Annotated in this window: 19 protein-coding genes; 4 read left to right on the forward strand and 15 right to left on the reverse strand. The window is 36.1% G+C overall.

Annotated features, from left to right (window positions below; genetic code table 11):
* Nucleotides 1–114: 114 nt before the first annotated feature.
* The 3 genes from H5T45_03840 to H5T45_03850 are packed head-to-tail and all read left to right on the forward strand — an operon-like array spanning nucleotide 115 to nucleotide 2,364.
* Nucleotides 115–381, forward strand: coding sequence for a transposase (locus tag H5T45_03840; protein ID MBC7128847.1), 267 nt, complete (start codon nucleotides 115–117; stop codon nucleotides 379–381).
* Nucleotides 382–425: 44 nt separating this feature from the next.
* Nucleotides 426–1,112, forward strand: coding sequence for an alpha/beta hydrolase (locus H5T45_03845; GenBank protein ID MBC7128848.1), 687 nt, complete (start codon nucleotides 426–428; stop codon nucleotides 1,110–1,112).
* Nucleotides 1,113–1,140: 28 nt separating this feature from the next.
* Nucleotides 1,141–2,364, forward strand: a complete 1,224-nt coding sequence (locus H5T45_03850; GenBank protein ID MBC7128849.1) for an MFS transporter — start codon at nucleotides 1,141–1,143, stop codon at nucleotides 2,362–2,364.
* Here the strand turns inward: H5T45_03850 and H5T45_03855 are convergent.
* From H5T45_03855 to H5T45_03920, 14 genes are read right to left on the reverse strand one after another with little or no spacing between them, the layout of a single operon-like run.
* Nucleotides 2,361–3,227 (reverse strand): isoaspartyl peptidase/L-asparaginase, encoded by an 867-nt coding sequence (locus H5T45_03855; protein ID MBC7128850.1) that lies wholly within the window; start codon nucleotides 3,225–3,227, stop codon nucleotides 2,361–2,363. The two genes, H5T45_03850 and H5T45_03855, sit on opposite strands and share 4 nt — an antisense overlap.
* The gene (locus tag H5T45_03860) at nucleotides 3,224–4,231 is read right to left on the reverse strand and encodes an AAA family ATPase (protein MBC7128851.1); all 1,008 of its coding nucleotides are present in this window, start codon (nucleotides 4,229–4,231) and stop codon (nucleotides 3,224–3,226) included. The genes H5T45_03855 and H5T45_03860 overlap by 4 nt, the downstream gene beginning before the upstream one ends.
* A complete protein-coding gene (locus H5T45_03865; GenBank protein MBC7128852.1) occupies nucleotides 4,228–6,306 on the reverse strand; it encodes an acetate--CoA ligase family protein in 2,079 nt (692 codons plus the stop codon). The genes H5T45_03860 and H5T45_03865 overlap by 4 nt, the downstream gene beginning before the upstream one ends.
* 57 nt (nucleotides 6,307–6,363) lie before the next feature.
* Nucleotides 6,364–6,780 carry a NusA-like transcription termination signal-binding factor gene (locus tag H5T45_03870; protein MBC7128853.1) on the reverse strand — a complete coding sequence of 139 codons (417 nt, stop codon included), beginning with the start codon at nucleotides 6,778–6,780 and terminating at the stop codon, nucleotides 6,364–6,366.
* 1 nt (nucleotide 6,781) lies between these two features.
* Nucleotides 6,782–7,060 carry a 50S ribosomal protein L30e gene (locus H5T45_03875; GenBank protein ID MBC7128854.1) on the reverse strand — a complete coding sequence of 93 codons (279 nt, stop codon included), beginning with the start codon at nucleotides 7,058–7,060 and terminating at the stop codon, nucleotides 6,782–6,784.
* Nucleotides 7,057–8,238, reverse strand: coding sequence for a DNA-directed RNA polymerase subunit A'' (gene rpoA2 / locus H5T45_03880; protein MBC7128855.1), 1,182 nt, complete (start codon nucleotides 8,236–8,238; stop codon nucleotides 7,057–7,059). Before rpoA2 ends, H5T45_03875 begins: the two co-directional genes overlap by 4 nt.
* The gene (locus H5T45_03885) at nucleotides 8,238–10,862 is read right to left on the reverse strand and encodes a DNA-directed RNA polymerase subunit A' (protein MBC7128856.1); all 2,625 of its coding nucleotides are present in this window, start codon (nucleotides 10,860–10,862) and stop codon (nucleotides 8,238–8,240) included. The genes rpoA2 and H5T45_03885 overlap by 1 nt, the downstream gene beginning before the upstream one ends.
* Complete coding sequence (locus H5T45_03890) at nucleotides 10,863–14,243, reverse strand: DNA-directed RNA polymerase subunit B (protein ID MBC7128857.1); 3,381 nt, start codon at nucleotides 14,241–14,243, stop codon at nucleotides 10,863–10,865. It abuts the gene before it with no gap.
* A complete protein-coding gene (locus H5T45_03895) occupies nucleotides 14,240–14,479 on the reverse strand; it encodes a DNA-directed RNA polymerase subunit H (protein MBC7128858.1) in 240 nt (79 codons plus the stop codon). Before H5T45_03895 ends, H5T45_03890 begins: the two co-directional genes overlap by 4 nt.
* Nucleotides 14,480–14,515: 36 nt before the next feature.
* Nucleotides 14,516–15,613 carry a hypothetical protein gene (locus tag H5T45_03900; protein ID MBC7128859.1) on the reverse strand — a complete coding sequence of 366 codons (1,098 nt, stop codon included), beginning with the start codon at nucleotides 15,611–15,613 and terminating at the stop codon, nucleotides 14,516–14,518.
* Nucleotides 15,613–16,161, reverse strand: a complete 549-nt coding sequence (locus H5T45_03905) for an NTPase (GenBank protein MBC7128860.1) — start codon at nucleotides 16,159–16,161, stop codon at nucleotides 15,613–15,615. The genes H5T45_03900 and H5T45_03905 overlap by 1 nt, the downstream gene beginning before the upstream one ends.
* Before the next feature lie 39 nt (nucleotides 16,162–16,200).
* The gene (amrS, locus tag H5T45_03910) at nucleotides 16,201–17,205 is read right to left on the reverse strand and encodes an AmmeMemoRadiSam system radical SAM enzyme (protein MBC7128861.1); all 1,005 of its coding nucleotides are present in this window, start codon (nucleotides 17,203–17,205) and stop codon (nucleotides 16,201–16,203) included.
* A gap of 18 nt (nucleotides 17,206–17,223) precedes the next feature.
* Nucleotides 17,224–18,786, reverse strand: a complete 1,563-nt coding sequence (locus H5T45_03915) for a right-handed parallel beta-helix repeat-containing protein (GenBank protein ID MBC7128862.1) — start codon at nucleotides 18,784–18,786, stop codon at nucleotides 17,224–17,226.
* Entirely contained in the window at nucleotides 18,705–19,421 is a 717-nt protein-coding gene (locus H5T45_03920; GenBank protein ID MBC7128863.1) for a hypothetical protein, read from the reverse strand. Before H5T45_03920 ends, H5T45_03915 begins: the two co-directional genes overlap by 82 nt.
* An 88-nt stretch (nucleotides 19,422–19,509) precedes the next feature.
* Between H5T45_03920 and H5T45_03925 the strand changes: the two genes are divergently transcribed.
* Entirely contained in the window at nucleotides 19,510–19,761 is a 252-nt protein-coding gene (locus tag H5T45_03925) for an RNA-binding protein (GenBank protein ID MBC7128864.1), read from the forward strand.
* Here H5T45_03925 and H5T45_03930 read toward each other — a convergent pair.
* Nucleotides 19,750–20,934: a magnesium transporter gene (locus tag H5T45_03930; protein MBC7128865.1), complete on the reverse strand. Its 1,185-nt coding sequence runs from the start codon at nucleotides 20,932–20,934 to the stop codon at nucleotides 19,750–19,752. The genes H5T45_03925 and H5T45_03930 overlap by 12 nt on opposite strands.
* Nucleotides 20,935–20,982: the final 48 nt, after the last annotated feature.

The raw sequence follows: 20,982 nt of genomic DNA on the forward strand, positions 1-20,982 counted from the left end.
GGTCCACTCAATATAGAGGGGAGAAAACAATATGCTCTAATAGTCATTGATGGTAATTCAAGATTACACTGTAACATTTATGATAGAATAAAAACAGAAGATGTGACCCGTTCTTTGAAAGAAACTATTGAAAAATGGTGTAAGAAAGAAGGTATAGAAGTTGAATATACTCCTCCCTATTATCCACAAGCAAAAGGAAAGATTGAAAGAGCCATAAGAACTTTCAATGAAGAATTTCTGAAATTGAAGAAAGTTTTTGAAAATGTTCTTTTATTACTTCAGGAATTTATTGAATGGTTTAACAATCATAGATACCACATGGGTATCCATGATTATCCTGCCAATGTATATTTTTCAAAAAATGTTACCGATGTTACTTGACAATACAAGGAAAAAATATTTTAATCCTTCTTAAATTATTATCAATGCTTGTATTTGTTCATGGAATGTGGTCCTATCCAGAAATATGGGAGCCATTTGTGAAATATTTTGAAGATAGGGGATTTAAATGCAAATCTATGGATTTACAAGAGATAAATAAAATAAATGCATCTTTTTACGATTATCTTGAATTGGTTAAAGGAAATGTAAGAAAAGGAGACATTGTTATCGGCCATTCTCTTGGCGGGCTTCTTGTTCAAAAGATTGCTGAAGAAAAGGGAATAAAAGCGGGTATTGCCATTTCCTCGGCTCCTCCGAAAGGAATAAAATTTGGGAAAAAAGCCATGCTTGCTTCATTAAAATACTTTCCAAAAATAATTTCAAAAAAGCCATTTAAACCTGATTTTTCTTTTGCAAGAAAATATATATTTAATTGTATAGATGAGGAAAAAGCAAGGAAGGCACATGAAAAAATGAGGAATGATTCATCAAAGGTTGCATATGAAGTAGCAATGAATAAAATAGCGGTTGATGAAAAGAAGATTAAATGTCCTATGCTTTTCATTGCGATGAAAGATGATAGATTATCTCCTCCAGATATGGTTAAAAAAATAGCAGATAAATATGGAGGAAAATTATTGATTTATGAAGGATGCCACTGGTTTATCGAAAAATGGGATGAAATAGCTGATGGAATTGAAGATTTTATACTTGATTTAAAAATTTATTAAAATTTATAAACAGAAAAGATTTAACTCCATGCAGGAACAGAGCAGGAAATATTTAATTTATCTTGTGATTTTGATGGGATCTGTTGCACTGCTTGACTGGTATCTTTCCACAGCCATAGCGGTGGCGCTTCCGCACCTGCTCGCTGAATATTCAATAAAGGATTTTGAGTTTTCAATGTGGGAAGCAATGTATCTTATACCCACTCTTTTTATATTTCTCCTAAATGGACTGAATGATATTATAGGGAGGAAACTATCAATTTTAATTCTTCTTCTGATGATGGGATTGCCATCCATTGCCATTTTTTACTTTGCAAACTCCTTCCATTTATTCATGATTTTTTATGCAATCATAAACTTCGCTCTTGTTTCCAACATGTGGACAATACCAGTTGAGGAAGAAGCCCCAGCCAGCTCAAGAGGGAAGTTAATGGGTATTGTTTACAGCATTAGCCTGATTCCACTGGCGCCAATTGCTTCATTTATAATAATTCCAAGATTTGGATGGAAAGGAATTTATGCTTTTGGTTTTGTATTCATGCTTCTTATTATTTTTGGTTGGCTTTTCATGAGAGAAACAAAAAGATACGAGAAAATAAAGGAGGAGAGGAAAAAAGGAATAAGAAAAAAACATTTCTTTGGGATAGGTGTTATAAAGAAGAAGGATTTCAGATATATAGTGATAGGCACAGCAATATGGTTCTGCTGGCTGGCAATATCATTCCATCTGAAATATGTGGGTCATTATTTACAGGATATAAAAAATTATTCTCAAAACACATTTCTGCTTGTTTTCTTGGTTGCCCAAGTTCTATGCATATTTGCTGGATTTCTTGCAGGATGGATGATGGATAAAGTAGGGAGAGGAAAAACTCTTGCTTTCAGCTGTATTGCTGTTGCAATTCTTTTGATTTTAATAGATTTTTCTCCTGGAAACATTGTCCTTGCAATTTTCCCCATAACCTATTTCTTTTTCATGTTCATGTATACATGGATAATAGTTTATCTGCCAGAAATATTTCCAACAGAGATAAGAGGCTCATGTCTTGGATGGACAACAACAACAGCCCGCCCTTCCTATATCATCGTTCCTCTTATAATATCTGGATTGCTCAGAATATTAACTGATATGAAATTTTTCTGGACATTTACTGCGCTCTACCCATTGATTGCATTTCTTATTGTTATTTTTACAAAACCCTATGAGACAAAGAGGAAGGAACTTGAGGAAATTGAAGTAGAAAGAAGTTAAATCCTGCAGAAACTTTCCTCCTCATTCTTAAATGCCATTGCCATATGGGGTGTATTAAAACTGAAGCCATATTCTCCTCTGCTATTCATTGCTATTACTCCTCCAAGCCCATACTCAAAACTCGCTAACTTCTTTATTCCTTCTCTGCAAGCATAAAATACATCATATCCTTTCTCAATCAAATCACAAACAATTTTTGCAATCATTGCTCTTAAAATTGCTTCACCGTAACCCGTTGAAGATATGCCCGCCAGAGGTGTCGCATATGCGCCCGCCCCAGGAATTGGTGTGTCTCCAACCCTTCCTCTTTTCTTCATCGGTGTTCCCCCTGTTGAAATAGCACATGCAATATTTCCATATGCATCTACAGCAACACATCCTACTGTGGAAAATGCCATTGATGGTTTTGAATTATTGCTTTTCATTTCCTTCCATCTTTTGATTTCTCTTTCAGTTACTAAAACTTTGTTTTCAATCAGTTCAAAACCTTTCTCGCTCGCATATTTTTCAGCTCCGTCCGCTATCAATATAGAAAAATTTTCCTCATCACATATCAACTTTGCAATTCTTACAGGATTCTTTATCCTCCTTACACCACATACCGAGCCAAATCTTCTATTTTTACCATCAAAAACAATTGCATCAAGCTCAACTTCTCCTTCTTCATTTAAAAATGAACCGATGCCTGCATCAAATGTTTCATCATCCTCCATGTAAGCAACAGCTTCAACAACCGCCTTTAAGGCACTTTCATCTAAATATTCATAACCAATATCCGCTGCTTTTTTGCATCCTTTAAGGTGTGCATCATGCAACTCTTTTGGTATATTCCATGCGCCACCATGAACAATTAATCCTTTCATGAAACTATTTCATCAATTTTAAGATATTTTCTTCCCGCTTTTCCAATTTCCTCTATTTTCTTTTTTTCATCTGGCAATATCGCCATCTGCAAGCCATCAATCATTTTTGCAACAGTATATGTATCCTGCCTTACTGAAAGAAGAGGTATTTCCTTTTCATTTGCTTTGGCAACTATTGTTGTGGGAGGAACTATGTTATTTGTAAGCAATATACATGAAGTATCTTCTTCAAGGCATGCTGTTATAACATCCGTCCTATCCCCACCAGTAATTATAAGCTTTTTACCTTTTCCAAAATCCGGATGCCTCTTTATTTCAGGAGCGGACAAAGCAGCTATAAAAACATTTTCAATTTCTTTGTTAAGCCCGCTTTCACCAGCAATAACTTTTGCAAAAATTTTTTCAGCGAGATAACTAACTCTTATCTTTTTAAGTTCTTCAATATACGGCAGGTAACCAAAAAATTTCATTTTCCTTTTCAAAACCTCTTTTTCAATCTCTTCAACATTTTCTCTAACCTTATTGATTATTATTCCCGCCTTTTTGGATATTTTTTCTACATAGCATAATTTATCAAGTATCTCATAATAATCACCGGACAAAACAAAAATAAGAGGTGCATCAACCATGGAGGCAAGTGATAATGCATCCATTCCTATAAATGCTCCATCCCATATATATTCTCCTCCTTCTATCATAAAAAATTCCTTTTCAGATGAAAGTTTTTCATATCTTTTCATGAATTCCTTCCTTGCATCTGGATAAAAATGCAATATTTTTGAATGATGCAATCCAAGACACATCTCCTCGCTACTGTAATCAATGTTGAAAATTTCTTTAAATAGCAGGGTATCATAGTCAATAATTTTTTTACCCTTATGCACTGGATTGCTTCCTATGGGCTTCATATACCCTATTTTTTTATTCAGGCATTTTCCCATTGCTATCTCCACTACACTCTTTCCCGATTTTTTATCCAGCGAGGATACAACTATTTTTTTCATTTTTTCACCTTTATACTTATTCTCGCATCAATCACTTTCACGCCTTTTTCATATACCATTAAAGGATTTATATCTAACTCCTGAATCTCATCAAATTTTGTAACAAGCATTCCTATCTTATAAATTGCGTCTACTACACTTTCTATGTCCTTCCTCTTTTCCCCTCTAACCCCCTCAAGCAGGGGATATGATTCTATTTCCTTTATCATTTTTCTTATCTCGTTTTTTGATACAGGGGCAATTCTGAAAGAAACATCTTTCATTACCTCCACATAAACTCCTCCAAGACCAAACATTATAACCTTTCCAAACGAATCATCTGTTGTAGCACCAACTATTGTTTCAACACCTTTTTCAACCATCTTTGATACTTCTACCCCTCTTATCATTGCCTTTGGAGCATTTCTTTTGCAGTTTTCCATTATTGCTTCATATGCCTCTACTATTTCCTTTTCTTCATCTATATTAAGCACAACACCCCCAACATCTGTTTTATGAATTATATCTTCAGAGATTATTTTCATTGCGACAGGATATCCAATTCTATTTGCATGATATATTGCTTCTTCAATATTTTTTGCAACAGCAAAAGAGGGCACATCTATATTGAGACATGAAATTATTTCCTTTGCCTCGTTTGAGAGTAACTTATCCCTTCCTTCTTTTATGGCAATATCTACTATTTCCCTTATTCTTTTTTCATTCATCCCAATTTCCTCAAATTTGCTTTCTTCGGGCTTTTCGCAAACTTTATACAAAGCATATAGCGATGAAACAGCATCTTCTACATCACTAAACGCAGGTATTCCACGCATATTTAAGGATTTAATCAAGTTACTTGCCTCTTTTCCTCCAAATATTACATAAAGCGCTGGCTTATTATATTTCGGGTGCGTTTCAATTATTGCCTTCTCTATTTCCTGCGGAGTCAAATCTCCAGCCTCACAGTAAAGGGCTAATATTGAATGAATACTATTTTCCTGAAAGGCTCTTTCAAGCGCTTTTTTATAATCCTCTCCTCTTGCCTGCCCTGTAATATCAACTGGATTGCGATATGAACCAAAAGATGGTATAACATCCTGAAAAGTTTTCTTAAGAACTTCCATATCATCAAAAAGATGGAGCCCGTATTTTTCACATGCATCCGCAGCTATAACCCCCAGCCCTCCTCCATTTGTAACAATAACCACATTTTTCCCAGCCGGCTCAGGAGAAAGTGCTATGGTTGTAACCCAGTTAAGCCCATCCTCCAGGCTCTCCGCCCGCAGCACGCCAGCCTGCCTGAAGGCAGCGCTGAATATTGCGTCACTTCCCGCCAGCGAGCCCGTGTGGCTTGCAACCGCCCTTGCTCCTGCTTTGCTTCTTCCTGACTTGAGAATGATTATTTTCTTTTCATGGGGTCTTTTTGAGAGGAGACTCAAAAATTCTCGCCCGTTTTTCATGCCCTCAATGTAAAGGAATATTACTTTTGTTAAATCATCCTTAAAGAGATAGGAGAGGACATCTACCTCATCTATATCAGATTTGTTTCCAAGAGAAACTATTGCTGATAAACCCATGTTTTCCTCAGCGGTTTTTCCAATCATTGCAATTCCAAGAGCCCCTGATTGAGTTACGATTGCTATATTTCCCTTCCTTATTTCAGATGGTCCAAATGTTGCGTTTATCGGTGCAATTCCTGAATATATACCAAATACATTGGGCCCAAGAATACGCATTCCATATTTTCTTGCTTTTTCAATCAAAATTTTTTCTCCTTCAATGTTTCCAATTTCTGAAAAGCCGGATGTTATAACTACTGCAAACTTTGATTTTTTTGCAACATCTTCAACTGTATTTACTGCAACATTTGCAGGCACAACTATTAAAGCTAAGTCAATCTCATCATTTATCTCATCCATACTTTTATAAACTTTTAAGCCAAGAATTTCCCCACCCTTTGGATTTACAGGATATATTTTGCCTTTATACCCAGACAGAACAATATTTCTTAGCAGGGTATGTCCTATCTTGCCTTCATGATGTGACGCCCCAATAACTGCAACACTTCTTGGATTGAACAGCAAATCAAGCACAAATGTATAGCATATCCTTTATATATTTTTTTGAAAAAATTTGTTTAATTTCTCATATCATAATACTTTTAGTTCTTCTATATCATGGTGTCTTTTTGCTATCTCTCTTATTATTTTTATATTTCTTCCATCTTTTCCGATTGCTTTACCTTTATCGTTTGGATTTACAACAACACTTGCTTTTTTTTCTTTTTCATCGAAAATTATTTTATCTAACTTAAATGGTTTGAATAAATTTACTATGAATTGCTTTATATCTGTGTCATATTCAACAATTCTAACTTCTTTCTTGAAAATTTCCTCCAGTTTTTTTATATTCTTTGCCTCTTTTCCAACAGCCTTTCCAAGCCTGCCCTTTTCAACGATAAATGTTATTCTGTCCTCCTTTCCAACACAATCAATTATTGGTGTGTGAATAAAACCTTCCGCTATATTAATGTAATTCATTTCCTCCTGTGTAAGTTTTATCTTCATTTTATCCCGCAATTAATGAAAGAATACCTGATTTTCCCTCATCAATTATTGCAAGAGCACTTACTCCAAATGGTTTTTCACAAACATTTCCAAGCTCTATATTATTCCCATTATATACATATACGGGCTTATCCTTTGCAATGCTCATTATTTTTTCCTTTTCAATACAATCAGAAGAAATAACTATTGCCTTTGCTTCCTCCATCTTCTTAATAACCATCTTGCTACCAAAAATCACTTTTCCTGTTTTAACAGCTCTAAGCAATTCTTTTTCAATCATTTCTTCACCTCTCCCATCTTCCTTATATCTATTGTAAGTTCAACAGAGCCTGTTCCAAGCTGAATTGGTTGGCCAACTATGATATTTTCCGCAACACCCCTTAATTCATCAATTTCACCACGCCTGCTTGCCCTTAACAGATGATCTACGGTAATTTCAAAAGCAGCCCTTGCAATCACAGAGCCTTTCTCACCGCTAACTCCCTGCCTCCCTATGGGGCGAATTGTTCCATCTGTTGTCATTATATCCGCAACAAGCATTATATGGCGTATATCTACATTTAAACCCTGCTCCTGCAGTGTGGAATAAGCTTCATTTATTATTGCATTCCTCGCCGCCTCTATGCCAAGCACGCGATAAATTGCATGGATATCATTTGTTGTTGTTCTTGTTTTATCAACTCCTTCTATTTCAAGAACTTTCTCAAAATTGCTTCCTTCGGTATAAATAACATATTCATCCCCTTCTCTCCTTATAATAGCCCTTTTTATCCCATCCAAACCTTTTATCTTTACACTTTTAACTTCTTCATGAACCCTTCTTAATTCGCGATAGCTCTCCTCTTCGGGTATCACGAATATCTTACCTTCTTCTTCCTTAATTTCTATCTTGCTAACTTTATTTATTGCATCAATTATCTCAGAAATTTTTATTCCCTTCCTTTCCATCGCTTTTTTATCAGGAATTATAGCAATCCTCATATTGCTAATTTCTGCTTCTACATCCGCAACATCTATCAGGCGTGTTATTTCAATTTTATTTGCTATTTCCTTTGCCTTCTCTTTATTAACTTTATACATTCCCTCAAGATAAACATTCATCATTGGCGTAGATGGCTCACTCCTTGCATCTACTATCTCAATAAGCCTTGGCAATCCAAGAGTTACATTTATTTCAGCCACTCCCGCATAGTGGAATGTTCTCATCGTCATCTGTGTGCCTGGCTCTCCTATTGACTGGGCTGCAACAATTCCACATGCTTCATGTGGTTCAATAATGCTTCTATTGTATTCTTCAATTGCAATCTCCACAAACTTATCTATTTTATTCTTAAGCCCATTTTTCTCAATTTTTTGGACAAGCTCCTCTATTATTTTATCTGGCAAATATTCATTCTTTTCTTCCAGTAATTTTCTTATCTTTTCCTCAGTGCCAAATTCCTTTTTTGCCTTAGCCATTATGACCACCCTGTTATTGTATCTATATCAACAGCTTTTCCTTTAACGCTTTTCATCGGGTCAACACCATCTTCACCATAAATAAATTGAACTATCTCGCCCGTCGTTGTCCTTACAGTTCCATCTTCTTCAACCTTCACATTTTCAAGAGCATTTATAAGGCGGCGCTGCATATATCCACTTCTCGAAGTTCTAACTGCAGTATCAACAAGTCCTTCCCTTCCTCCCATCGAATGGAAAAAGTATTCGGTAGGCTTCAGTCCCTTCTTATAACTTGATGTAACAAAACCTTTTGCCTCTGCTCCCAAATCACCCTTCTCAAAATGTGAAAGAGTTCTATTTCTGTAACCCCTATTTATCCTCTCACCCCTCACCGCCTGCTGGCCCAGGCATCCCGCCATCTGGCTTAGATTGAGCATGCTTCCCCTCGCTCCTGACCTCGCCATTATAACAGCTGAGTTGTCCATGCCCAGATGCTTGCTCGCTATTTCTCCTGTCTGATCTCTGGCTCTTCCAGTTACACGCATTATCTCCATTTCAAGTGTTTCTTCGAGACTTCTTCCAGGTATCTGCTCCAGCTCCCCATTATTATATGCTCTTATAAGCTCTTCTATCTTCTCTTTTGCCCTTTCAAGTTGCTCTTCAATCTGCAATCTTGCCTCTTCAGGTATATCTTCGTCATCTATACCAGTTGTAAAGCCAAGTTTGCTAACAACTGTTATTGCCACATTTGTGAGTTTATCAATAAATTCACTTGCTTTATCAGAGCCGAGTTTTCTTGCTATATACTCAACTATCTCTCCTTTGAATGCACCAACACTCTTCTCATCTATTGTACCGCATATTAATTCGCCGTCTCTTATGATTACATATGCATCATATGGACATTTTTCCTTTAAACACTTTTCGCACCCAATGCATGTTTTTGCCTTATATTCAAGATTTATACCCTTTGGAAGAAGTTTGCTGAATATTTCCTTCCCATTCATTTTATCCTTTACCTCTCCTTTGTAACCAGCAGATGAAAGAATATCTATCGTGTCTTCCTTGCTGAATTCCCTCTCCTTATATGTAAGAAGAAAACAACCTGTAATATGGTCATGTATCGCTCCTATTATTGCTCCTCCAAATCTCGGGCTTAAAATATGCTCCTGCACCTTCATCAAAATTTCTGCTTCCGCCCTCGCTTCTTCGCTCTGCAAAACATGAAGATTCATTTCATCTCCGTCAAAGTCTGCGTTATAAGGTGGGCAAACTGCAAGATTGAGGCGGAATGTTTTAAATGGCAAAATCCTTGCCCTATGAGCCATCATTGACATCCTGTGCAAAGAGGGCTGTCTGTTGAAAAGAACAATATCTCCATCCTGCAATTGCCTCTCAACTATTGAATTTATCTCAAGTTTTTCAGCAACAGCATCAGCATTTTCGGGCGTAACCTTTATCCTCCTCCCATCGGCTCTTATAACATAATTAACTCCCGGCACATACGCAACACCCGCAGGCGGCGTCGGAGATGGCCCCCTCCTTACGAGTTCCCTCATTTTCTCTATATTGTAGGAATTTACTATCACTGGCACAGTTAGCTCCCTTGCAACAACTATGGGCACGCCCACTTCATTTATGCTTATATTTGGATCAGGTGAAATTACTGTACGGGATGAAAAATTTACTCTTTTCCCAGATAAATTGCTTCTGAATCTTCCCTCCTTTCCTTTAAGCCTTTGCGCGAGTGTTTTTAATGACCTTCCGCTCCTATGCTTTGCTGGAGGTATTCCTGCGGTTTGATTATCAAAATAAGTGGTTATGTGGTATTGAAGAAGTTCCCACAGGTCTTCAACAATAAGCTGGGGGGCGCCCGCATCCCTATTCTCCTGCAATCTCTGATTTATCCTTATAATATCAACCAATTTATGGGTTAAATCATCTTCGCTTCTTTCTCCTGTCTCAAGAGTTATTGAAGGACGGGTTGTGACAGGTGGAACTGGCAAAACTGTTAGTACCATCCATTCAGGACGTGCAAATTCTGGATTTATATCAAGCAGCTTTAAATCATCTCCCAGAGCTTCGCTAACTTTTTCCATCCATTCTCTTACTTCAGCAGGCGTCATTTTGTGCCCGCCTTCCCTGAAAGTTGTTGGTTTGTCAAGATCAACGGGCAATTTTTCCTTTCCGCAGTATGGGCATGTAGTTGTTTTCTCTGCATCTTTTGCAAGTTCTTTTGCAAGATATGAAGTGCTTTCTCCTATCTTAATAGTTTTTTCATATTCCTTTCTGTATTTTTCCATCTCCTTTTCAGTAAGGAGTATTTTTCCACAACTCCTGCATGTTGCTTTCATTATGTTATATATTGTTTTTACAAAACCAACATGTATTATCGGCATCGCAAGTTCGATATGACCAAAATGACCCGGGCAATCCCTAACTCCCTGCCCGCATGTCTTGCATCTAAGCCCTGGCTCAATTACCCCGAGCCTTGTATCCATAAGACCCATGTCAATTGGAAAGCCATCTTCGTTATATGTATCTGGGGTTATGACTCTTGTAGCGGACATCTTTCTTATTTTTTCCGGAGATAGCAACCCAAATTCAATTTTTCCTATAAGTTTTTTTGAGATGCTAACCATTTAAACCAACCCCTTCAAAATTAATTTTGGTTCTATCATTAGAGATTGAAGCTCTTCTAAGAGTAATTTGAATGCATAGCTCATTTCAACAGGATATATTTTTGCATCGTCTCCACATATCGGACATTTCAAGAATCCTCTTCTTGTTTTAAATGCAATGTGCCCACAATTTTCGCAAACATATTGAACTGTTGAATCTGATTCATCGAGTAATCTTTCTTTTATTATCATCGATGCGCCATGCCCTATTAAACAGTCTCTCTCCATTTCTCCAAATCTCAATCCTCCTTCTCTCGCCCTCCCCTCAGTTGGCTGTCTTGTTAATATCTGCACCGGCCCTCTGCTTCTCGCATGTATTTTGCCAGCCACCATATGATGAAGTTTTTGGTAGTATATAACTCCAACAAATATATCCGCAATATACATTTTTCCTGTTTCACCATCATAAAGAACTTCTTTTCCATTATGCTTAAAGCCATTTTTAACAAGTGCATTTCTTAAATCTTCTTCTGGTTCGCCAGAAAATGGTGTGCCATCAATAAATCTTCCCTCCATACATCCAACCTTACCACCTATCATCTCAAGCACGTGCCCTACCGTCATTCTGCTCGGAATTGCATGAGGATTTATTATTAAATCAGGAACTATACCATCAGCGGTAAATGGTAAATCCTCTGGAGGAGCTATCAAACCAATAACTCCTTTCTGCCCGTGTTTTGATGCGAATTTATCTCCAAGTTCTGGCAATCTTTCATCTCTTACCTTAATCTTTGCAATTCTGGCTCCATTCAATGATTCAGATATCACAACAGTATCAACCACTCCTTCCTCACCATGTCTTACTGTTATTGATGTTTCTCTTCTTTTCTGCGGCACAAGAACATCTGTTGGCTCTTCAAGGAAGCGGGGTGGCGATGTTTTTCCAATAAGCACATCTCCCCCTTTGACCTCACACTCAGGTGTTATTATGCCATCCTCTGATAAAAAGTTATATGCATCCTCACTTCTCACTCCTCTGCATTCGGGGTCAGGAATCTCGAAATGGTCTTCTTGCCCGCCTGGGTATCGCTGCTCTTCAGCAACATATGTTCTGAAAAATGTGCTTCTTCCAAGCCCCCTTTCAATGGATGCCTTATTCATAACTAAAGCATCCTCCATATTATATCCTTTATAGCTCATCACTGCAACAACAAAATTCTGGCCCGCCGCCCGCCTTTCAAAATTTACATATTTTTGGGTAAATGTTTTTACCATAGGGACTTCTGGATAGTGAAGTAAATGTCCTCTTGTATCAGGTCTTTTCCTATAGTTTGAGGCGCTGAAACCGAGCGATTGCTTTCCCATTCCCGCACCCATCGTAACTCTCGGTGAGGAATTATGTTCCGCATATGGAACTAAACTTGCACCTACGCCAAGAATACATACAGGATCAATTTCCATATGCGTGTGTTTTTCGTTCAATTCTTCTTCATAAGCCGCTATATAGGAATTTTCCTCCTCCTCACAATCTATATACTCAATAACTCCCATTCTTATTAAATCACTCCAACCAAGCTCTCCTTTCTTCACTTTTTCTCTCATTTCTTTTGTGTATAACAATTTTCCCTTCTTTACAACCAATAATGGTCTCCTAAGTCTGCCAGCATCACAATTTACAACAACATCATTGCTATCCTCATAATAGCAAACATTTATTTCCCTATCAACATCACCACTTCTACGCCTGTTTCTTATTTCTTCAGCGAGTTTCTTTCCATCTGGATGGATTCCTATTAAATCACCGTTTAGATAAACTCTTGCACCTTTAAACCCCTTTTTAACCTCCACAACTCCAAGTTCCTTTAACTTTTCCTTTACTTTATACTCTGGATAGCCTTCTGATATTTCAACTGTAAGGGCAAGATGTTTTACAAGTCCACAATTTGGCCCTTCTGGTGTCTCATTCGGGCAAAGTCTTCCCCATTGCGTAGAATGTAAATCTCTTGCTTCGAAATGTGGTTGGGAGCGGGTTAAAGGTGAATTTACTCTCCTGAGATGACTTATCGTAGATAAATTCGATGTTCTGTCAAGCAATTGACTCACACCTGTTCTCCCACCAACCCAGTTTCCAGTTGCCATCGCATGATGAATTCTCTGATCAAATACATCTTCCCTTACAAGATGCTTTATTTTTATATCATCAAATTCTTTCCCTCTTGCACACAATCTTTCAACCTGATATTTTAAATCTTTGCAGAGTGCAACAAAAGCAACCCTGAATAAATCTTCCATCAGATCGCCGGCGAGCCTCAACCTTTTGTTCGCATAATGGTCCTTGTCGTCCTCTTCCCTATAACCGAGAGCAAGCTCCAACACAGCTTCTCCCATTCTTGCAAGAAATACACCCTTTTTTATTCTATCTGATGTTTCGCTTCCAAGATGCGGCAGGAGGGTTTTATCCAACAACTCCTTTACTCTTTCCTTTCTATATTCTTTTGCCTGACCACCCGCTATTTTTTTCCCTAGAAATTCAATTGCTTCCTCTTCATTTCTAACTTCATATTCCTGTTCACATGCCTCTATGTTTGCATAAATAAAAACCTCCGTCTCTGGATAGGAAGCCATGTTATCAAATATCGTTTGATTATCGAGACCAAAAGCTTTTAATAAAATAAATAGAGGAATTGGGCTGGCAACATTTGGAAGAGTTGCCATCAATATTCCGTCTTTCCTTTTTTCAACCGATACAAGCGAACGAAAACCTTCTTTTTGAGAGAAAACCTTCGCACTTTCAACAACATATCCATATCTATCCGTTTTTTCAGTAAGAACACGGTTTGGTGCAAGATCCTCAAGGGTAATTAAAACTCTTTCTGTACCATTTATTATAAAATAGCCTCCCGGGTCAAGAGGGTCTTCCTGCATCTCAATTAATTTATTTTCATATTCATCTTTATTCAACTTTCTTCCAGCATCCTGTTCCAGAATTTCTCTTGATATATTGCATTTTTTGGATTTCACCATTATGGGGATGGTTCCTATCTTTTCTTCTTCAGCAAGGTCATCTCTTTCTTTCCCCCCAATCACAGGAATAAATTCAAGAAATACTGGGGCTTCATAAGTTAAATCACGCAACCTTGCTTCTGCGGGTGTTATAGCATGCTCCACCTCATTTGCTTCCTTTACAGAAGGTCTCCCCACCCTTATTTTACCGAGCTTTATCTTATATCCTTCTACCTCTGGATGAATGTACCCCATTTCAAGCCTTTCTTCCTCTCCCTCTCCAACCCTTGTAGTATTTATTATTTCCTGAAGTCTTCTGTCGAGAAAGTCATTGTAGGATGCAAGGTGATGATTTACTATGCTCCTTTCTCTAAAAAAAGCATCTATTAACTCTCTCATTCTATCCCTTTTGCCACAACAAGGCGGTATACAACACTTTTTCCAGCAGTCGGACTATTTCTTATAATCTTTATCACATCTCCTTCTTTTGCCCCTATTGCTTTTACAACAGGATCGTCAACAATTATTCGTGGCAGGCTTTCTTTTGAAATATTGTAAGCTTTTAGCAGTTTTTCCACTTCTTCTTCTTTCAAAACTTCATGCTGGGGCACAAGTACATGCTTTAATATATCCAACTTCATCTTCCTCCCACTTTATATAGAACATATATTTTAATTTTTTGGCTTTGCTTTAAAAACACTTTTTATATCCCCATATGGAGCATCTGTTTTAAAGGCAGATTTTGAGAAATGGGTTCTGCCTGCTTTGTAACCCATTAACCTTAAATTATTTATTATTTCAGATATTTTTGGCTGTTTTGCCTTGATTTCCCTTGCTATATGACTTGTCTCATAAAAAAGAGCTGGGAGATTTTGCTCCTCCTTCCATATCTCTAATAGCTGGTTTATTTCTCTCCTTTTTCTTAAATCCTTTTCATTTAATATTTTTTCAATTTCATCTAAAAAAATTGAGTTGTGCATCTCACCAATCCATAAAGGACCGCAGAAATTTTTATCCGGCAGTTCTTCAAAATTGCAGAAATTCCATCCATCTTTCCAGTATGCCCATCCAACCTTATCCATCGTTTTATCCGCGCGCCCGGCACCTTTCTCCGCCATCCCATAAATCCTGAAAAAATGGCTGTATGAATAACTTAAAATAGGGGAGAAGCTGTAATCAAAAACTGAAAGATTTTTTGCTATGAATGCAAGAAGTATCCTCATTCCTATTTCTTTCATTGCCTGCCCCCTCATAGGAATTGCCCCATATCTTCTTATGCAACTTTTTCTATATACCCCGCAGAGAGTAGCAACATCAGTTGCGGTGATTGAAAAATAGCCAGCTTTTCTCAGTCCGTGTGCAAGAGGGAAAATGAAATAAGCTGGAGAGCCATAGGGATCAATATTCACATAGTCATATTTATATTTGAGCAAAAGCTTTTTTACATCATCGCTATGTATTATTACATTTACACTATTCATGGTAACATTTTTCTTTAGAATATCAGATGATAAAGGATTTATCTCATTTAGATGAACTTCTATCTCTCCATCGACTTCTTTTGCTATCCTTATCCCCCTTATACCAGTTGATGAAAATGCATCCAAAAATTTTTTTGCTCCTTTATTTGCAATAAACTGACAGAATATAATCTCTATATCCCTATCAATTTCAAATGTTGGGTTATAAAAGCTTGGCTTTTTTTTACCAGGACCCTTATATGCTTCAAATTCAAAAATATTTATTTCCGTTTTCCCTTCCTTTATCATCAAACTCCTTCTTCTTCAAGAATCTTCTCTATTTTATATGGCAGAAGATTCCTATTCTTCTGGGTGATCTCTAATATCCTGACATTATTTCTATTTCTTATTCCCTGCAATGTTGCATCTCTTGATTTCTTATGCAATGTTATCAATGCGGGTTTTTCACAATCAAGAACTTCTTTAATTGCTTCCCTGAACTTCTTGCTTTCCAATTCCATCTTACCGACTTCATCAACCACAACAATATCTATCCTATCATCTTTTATAGCTCTCTCTATCGCTGGTATGCCAAATTCATCAAGAGCTTTCAAGTTTATTTTGTATTTTCCTACCCTATAAGAAGAATCAATATCAACATGAGCAAAAATTCTTTCCTCTTTTGTCATTAAATCAATTATTTTAAATCCCACTCTCTCGCCATTTTCCTCAATTTCTTTTGTAATCATTCCTCCAAAAGTATATTTGTCTTTCAATCTTTCCATAATTCTAATTAATCCCTCTGTTTTTCCAACTCTTGGTGCCCCTGTTATACCTATTTTTGGGATTACATCCATAATAAAAGTAAATACATTTAAATTTAAAAACAATATGTTTTATTTTGCTATAACAGGTATCCTTTTTCCGCACGAATTGCATTTTCCATCTTTCAAGCCAACTATTTTTGAAGAAAAGCCATGCCTTTCTATAAGCAAATTTTTGCAATTTGGGCAGTAAGTATTTTCATAATCTCCATGAGGAACATTCCCCAAATATACATAATTAAGACCTTCTTCATTTGCAATTTTATATGCTTCCAAAAGTTTTTTTAAGGGTGTAGGAGGCAAATCATTCATTTTATAATGTGGATAGAAAGCAGTGAAATGAACTACTTGTTCGTTTCCGAGATTTTCTAAAACCCATCCACAAAACTTCCTTATCTCTTCCTTATCATCATTTTTTGTTGGAATAACAAGATATGTTATTTCTATATGAACACCTTTACTTTTATAACTTTTACATGCATCAAGCACAGGCTCAATTTCTCCCTTGCATATCTCTTTATAAAAATCTTTGTTAATTGCCTTTAAATCTATATTAGCAGCATCAATATATTTAGCTACTTCATATATTGCATCCTCATTTATATAACCATTTGTAACAAAAACAGTATACAATCCCTCTTTTTTTGCAATTTTTGCGGAGGCAAGAGCATATTCTATCCATATGGTTGGCTCATTATATGTCCATGCAATTCCATCACAACATTTTTTCGCCCTTTCAACTGCTTCATGGGGCATAATTTCTTCAAGATAAAATTCTTCTGGCTTTGCCTGGCTTATTGAATAATTCTGGCAGTGCATGCATTTTAAATTACATCCCACGCTGCCCATAGAATAAACAAGAGTTCCTGGATAAAAGTGAAAGAGAGGTTTCTTTTCAATCGGGTCGGGGCTGGCGGAGGAAGCAGATGCATATATAAGGGTAAATAATTTTACATTCCTTGCTTCTCTTACCCCGCATATTCCTCGCTTTCCATCCTTAATGAGGCAATTATGAGGGCATAAAGTGCATTGCACCTCTCCATCTTTTGAAATCCAGAATTTTGCTTCTTTCTCCACAAAAATTAAAGCATGCGTCTATAAATAATTTGGTTTTATCCTTGGGTTCCAGTCAAAGGAAAATTTTGGTATATAATATGGCAGTCCTAAAATCCATAGAATTTTTATTTTTATTCCTATGTAATCGCTCCAGTAATTTTCATTCCATATATTAATTGAATCATCTCTTGCATTTGGGATATTATCGATAAAGGTATTCCTAATTATTCTGTTTCCAGTGCAATCGCTTCCCAGATAAACACCGTATCTCTGATTTTCCTCTAAATAATTTTCTTCAAAAGAATTATTTTTTGAATTTAAAAACTGCACACCCTCCATGTTTTTTGATATAAAATTTTTTGATATTTTTGTATCAAAAGTTTTATAAATATAAACTGGGTAGCAACTTTTAGATACATTATTTTCCTCTATGAATCCATTTTCCCCCTCAATCCACATTCCATACCACTGAGTATATGAAAAATTGTTTTTGGTTATATGAAAATTTTCAGACTTTTCAGCCCATATTCCATACCAGTTATTTATTATATCATTTTCATTTATCATCCAGCCTTTCCCCTCAATCCATATACCAACTTCATTTTGCCTAATAATATTTTTCTCTATTTTGCTACTATTTCCAGTAATAAACAGCCCTTTCCCGGAAAAATAAATTTCATTTTTATAGAAATAAAAATTATCTCCGTAGCATTTTATTGTTTCTCCTTTTTTATTTCCTTCTATGGAAAATCCTTCAATATAAACATTATTTGCATAAATCTCTATACTCGATGTTTTTATTTTTGCATTTTCTCCTAAAATTTTTAATGATTTATTTATGATAAGATTTTCTTCATAAAAACCTTCATGAACAATTATTGTATCTCCATCTACAGAATCATTTATTGCATCCTGAATTTTTGTATAATTATTTACTCCGTTTCCTCCAACATGCAAAACCCTTTCCATATTAATCTTTCTACTTTTCTTTAATTGGAGAGTGGGGTCGCCAAAAATAATAAATTCTTCAGCGGCCTTTATATGAAATGCCATTGAAATGTTTTCAAAAGATGAATTTGATAAATATCTGACTATTGAACATCCCCATGCCTCTCCTAAATTATTTTTATCCTCAAATTCCTCACAAAATAAAACATGCAATTTCCCAAGAAAAGCATCCGTCAAGTTTTCTCCATGAATAATCCAGCACAAGCCCGTTGAGCCGATGCTTGCAACAGCTTTTCCATATTTCAAGAATAGCCAGTTAAAGCAATTGCTCCTGTTGAACTGCGAAAGATGTGTTCCTGAAGTTAGAATAATTGGCAGGAATTCGTTTTTAATCTGTAAAATGTTGAATGATCTATAAAATATCCATTCATTGCTGTTTTTTCTATGAGTTGCCCATAAATGATGATTGCCCGCCCCCTCAAAAACAATAAAACCTGCTCCCTTATTTATTTCTTCATTTATCTTTTTACTGCTCAAATCATCTGAATAAATTTTAACAATTTCATAAATTTTCAGCCCATCTGCAATTTCTTCAAGAATATATTCTCCCTCTGCAACATTCCAAGGATCATTTGGATATAAATCTCCCCACATAAGATAGCCCTATTGGATGGTGAGCTATTTTCATATTTTATTATATTCTCTATAACTTTTTTTAACTCTTCCCTGTTTTCAGCTGGTATTCTTCCAACATATAAATCTGGAAATAAATCAACTTCATCATAAAATTTTTCATCTCCAATTTCATGCTCATATTCTCCATAATAGCCATTATTGTTTGTATCCCATGAAGAAAAATTTCCTTTAGCATCATATATATCTGCAAAATAAAGATCGCTCAAAAAACATCTTTCATATTCCCAGGAAGAGCTCCTGTCATTCACCCAAACATATCTTACTGGCATATACCAATCTTCCTTTAGCCCGACTTTTCTTCCTCCTACAAGCATAACATATTTTATTCCCCATTCCTCAATTGCATTTTTAATGAAATATTTCACTTTTTCAGCATCATCCCTGCCATTTCTCGCTACATTGCTACTGTAAATTTCATTTAGCCCCACTGCTATTGTTTTTATTCCCTTGCTTTCCTTATGCTGCTTCAATGCTTCAATCTCGCTCAGCCATGCATCTGGTGAAATTATCAAGAAATCATAAGAGTTCTTATTCAGTTGTATAAATGAGTTTGGCATAAGGATTAAAAAAGCAACAAATAGTTTTAATAGCATAAAAAAATAAAAGAATTTTTTTATAAAGTTTTCCTTCTGAGAGCATCTTTCTGAGAAAAATTATATATCTCTATTTTATTTCTTTTAGATGCAAACTATATATGTTGGAGATAAAGCTCCTATAAAATATGCTACCGCTGTTGCAATGGAATTTGAAAAGGGAAGCAATGAAGTATGCATCAAGGCAAGGGGGAAAGCAATTTCAACAGCAGTTGATGCAAGCCAGATAAGCATAAATAAATTCGTTAAAGATGCAAAGATAAAAGAAATAAAGATTTTTACTGAAGAGATAGAGAACAAACATATCTCAGCGATAGAAATATTGCTATCAAAGGAATAAATAAGCTATTCCAACCAGACATAAAGAGCCCACAAAATCCGCAACACTTGTAAGAACGGGTATTGTAACATTATCCGGATTTATACCTATTTTAAAGGAAAATATTGAAGTATAATAGGCGAGGAAATCCATTATAAAGATTAGTATCTGCCCCGCAATAACCGATATTGCTATCATTTGAAAAATATTTACTGGTATCATAAAAAATTTGTTAACTGCATATCCTATTACTCCTATTGAAAAAAATTCTATTAAAGCAACTAAATGAACTATTGCAAAAAGACCAAAAACTTTTCTCGGCGGCTTCCTGGCAGCTTTAATCTCTCCAGTAAAAAGGGCGGAGGAAAAGCGGGCGGCGAGGATGCCCCCTATCGCGCCCCCATCTTCGAGAAAGGCGGGAAGAATTGTTAAGAGGGCTGGAATTGCAAAAAGTTCTCCATGCTGTGAGCCGATGGTTGCCCCAGATGCTGAGCTGAGAAATGCGCAGATAATGAGTAAAGGGGTGCTTTCTATTATAATTTTTCTGAAATTTTTTCTCCTTATGCTGGAAAAACTGAAAAAACTTATAAAAATGAAAAACATTAGCATGATAAATTGCAATTTAAAATCAATTCTGGTTATAATTTTTAGGGACATGAAGAGCAATGGCAGGGTAAATACATCTCCTGCAAATGTTATTATTGGTGCTGTTATGTTATCTGGGTCCCATCCTTTTTTATATCCAGCAAAAACAACATTAAGGGTTAAAAAAAGCATTATGAACGCAGAAAATAAGCCAGCAAGATATGAAATTAAAATTAATTCAAGAAAACTTGCTTCCAAACCAATTCTTTTTGATATTATCCATGAAATGAAACCGAGGAAAAAACTCATTGAAAAGGTTAGATTGAAAGAAGAAGAGATATTATCTCTGAGTAAAGGATTTTTCTTTCCAGGCAGAATTTCTCCTGTATGGAGATGCGTGCCCAATCTTGAGCCAAGAGATGAAAAAATATTTCCCCTCATATCTATTGCTGGAGGAATCAATATTAAAAGAGCGGGAAAAATCTTCAAGCTTTCATTAAAATAACCCATTGATAATGCAGTTAGCAAATCACCAAAAGTTGAGATGGAGAGAGCTACCAAAATTTCCTTTAAATCCTTCTTTGCTTTCGTAGATATCCATGTTAGCATGCATATCGCCTTTAGGAGGTGGCTCTTTTTCCATCCTGAAGGCTATCC

It is taken from the genome of Thermoplasmatales archaeon, from assembly GCA_014361245.1.
In the GTDB taxonomy this organism is placed as follows: Archaea; Thermoplasmatota; E2; order UBA202; family JdFR-43; genus JACIWB01.

What these genes read in the sequence shown, in the direction of transcription:
- H5T45_03845 (MBC7128848.1), top strand. Translation starts at nt 426, where the DNA reads ATGCTTGTATTTGTTCATGGAATGTGGTCCTATCCAGAAATATGGGAG.
- H5T45_03850 (MBC7128849.1), top strand. Translation starts at nt 1,141, where the DNA reads ATGCAGGAACAGAGCAGGAAATATTTAATTTATCTTGTGATTTTGATG.
- H5T45_03855 (MBC7128850.1), bottom strand. Translation starts at nt 3,227, where the DNA reads ATGAAAGGATTAATTGTTCATGGTGGCGCATGGAATATACCAAAAGAG.
- H5T45_03860 (MBC7128851.1), bottom strand. Translation starts at nt 4,231, where the DNA reads ATGAAAAAAATAGTTGTATCCTCGCTGGATAAAAAATCGGGAAAGAGT.
- H5T45_03870 (MBC7128853.1), bottom strand. Translation starts at nt 6,780, where the DNA reads ATGAAGATAAAACTTACACAGGAGGAAATGAATTACATTAATATAGCG.
- H5T45_03875 (MBC7128854.1), bottom strand. Translation starts at nt 7,060, where the DNA reads ATGATTGAAAAAGAATTGCTTAGAGCTGTTAAAACAGGAAAAGTGATT.
- rpoA2 (MBC7128855.1), bottom strand. Translation starts at nt 8,238, where the DNA reads ATGGCTAAGGCAAAAAAGGAATTTGGCACTGAGGAAAAGATAAGAAAA.
- H5T45_03885 (MBC7128856.1), bottom strand. Translation starts at nt 10,862, where the DNA reads ATGGTTAGCATCTCAAAAAAACTTATAGGAAAAATTGAATTTGGGTTG.
- H5T45_03890 (MBC7128857.1), bottom strand. Translation starts at nt 14,243, where the DNA reads ATGAGAGAGTTAATAGATGCTTTTTTTAGAGAAAGGAGCATAGTAAAT.
- H5T45_03900 (MBC7128859.1), bottom strand. Translation starts at nt 15,613, where the DNA reads ATGATAAAGGAAGGGAAAACGGAAATAAATATTTTTGAATTTGAAGCA.
- H5T45_03905 (MBC7128860.1), bottom strand. Translation starts at nt 16,161, where the DNA reads ATGGATGTAATCCCAAAAATAGGTATAACAGGGGCACCAAGAGTTGGA.
- H5T45_03915 (MBC7128862.1), bottom strand. Translation starts at nt 18,786, where the DNA reads ATGTGGGGAGATTTATATCCAAATGATCCTTGGAATGTTGCAGAGGGA.
- H5T45_03920 (MBC7128863.1), bottom strand. Translation starts at nt 19,421, where the DNA reads ATGCTATTAAAACTATTTGTTGCTTTTTTAATCCTTATGCCAAACTCA.
- H5T45_03925 (MBC7128864.1), top strand. Translation starts at nt 19,510, where the DNA reads ATGCAAACTATATATGTTGGAGATAAAGCTCCTATAAAATATGCTACC.
- H5T45_03930 (MBC7128865.1), bottom strand. Translation starts at nt 20,934, where the DNA reads ATGCTAACATGGATATCTACGAAAGCAAAGAAGGATTTAAAGGAAATT.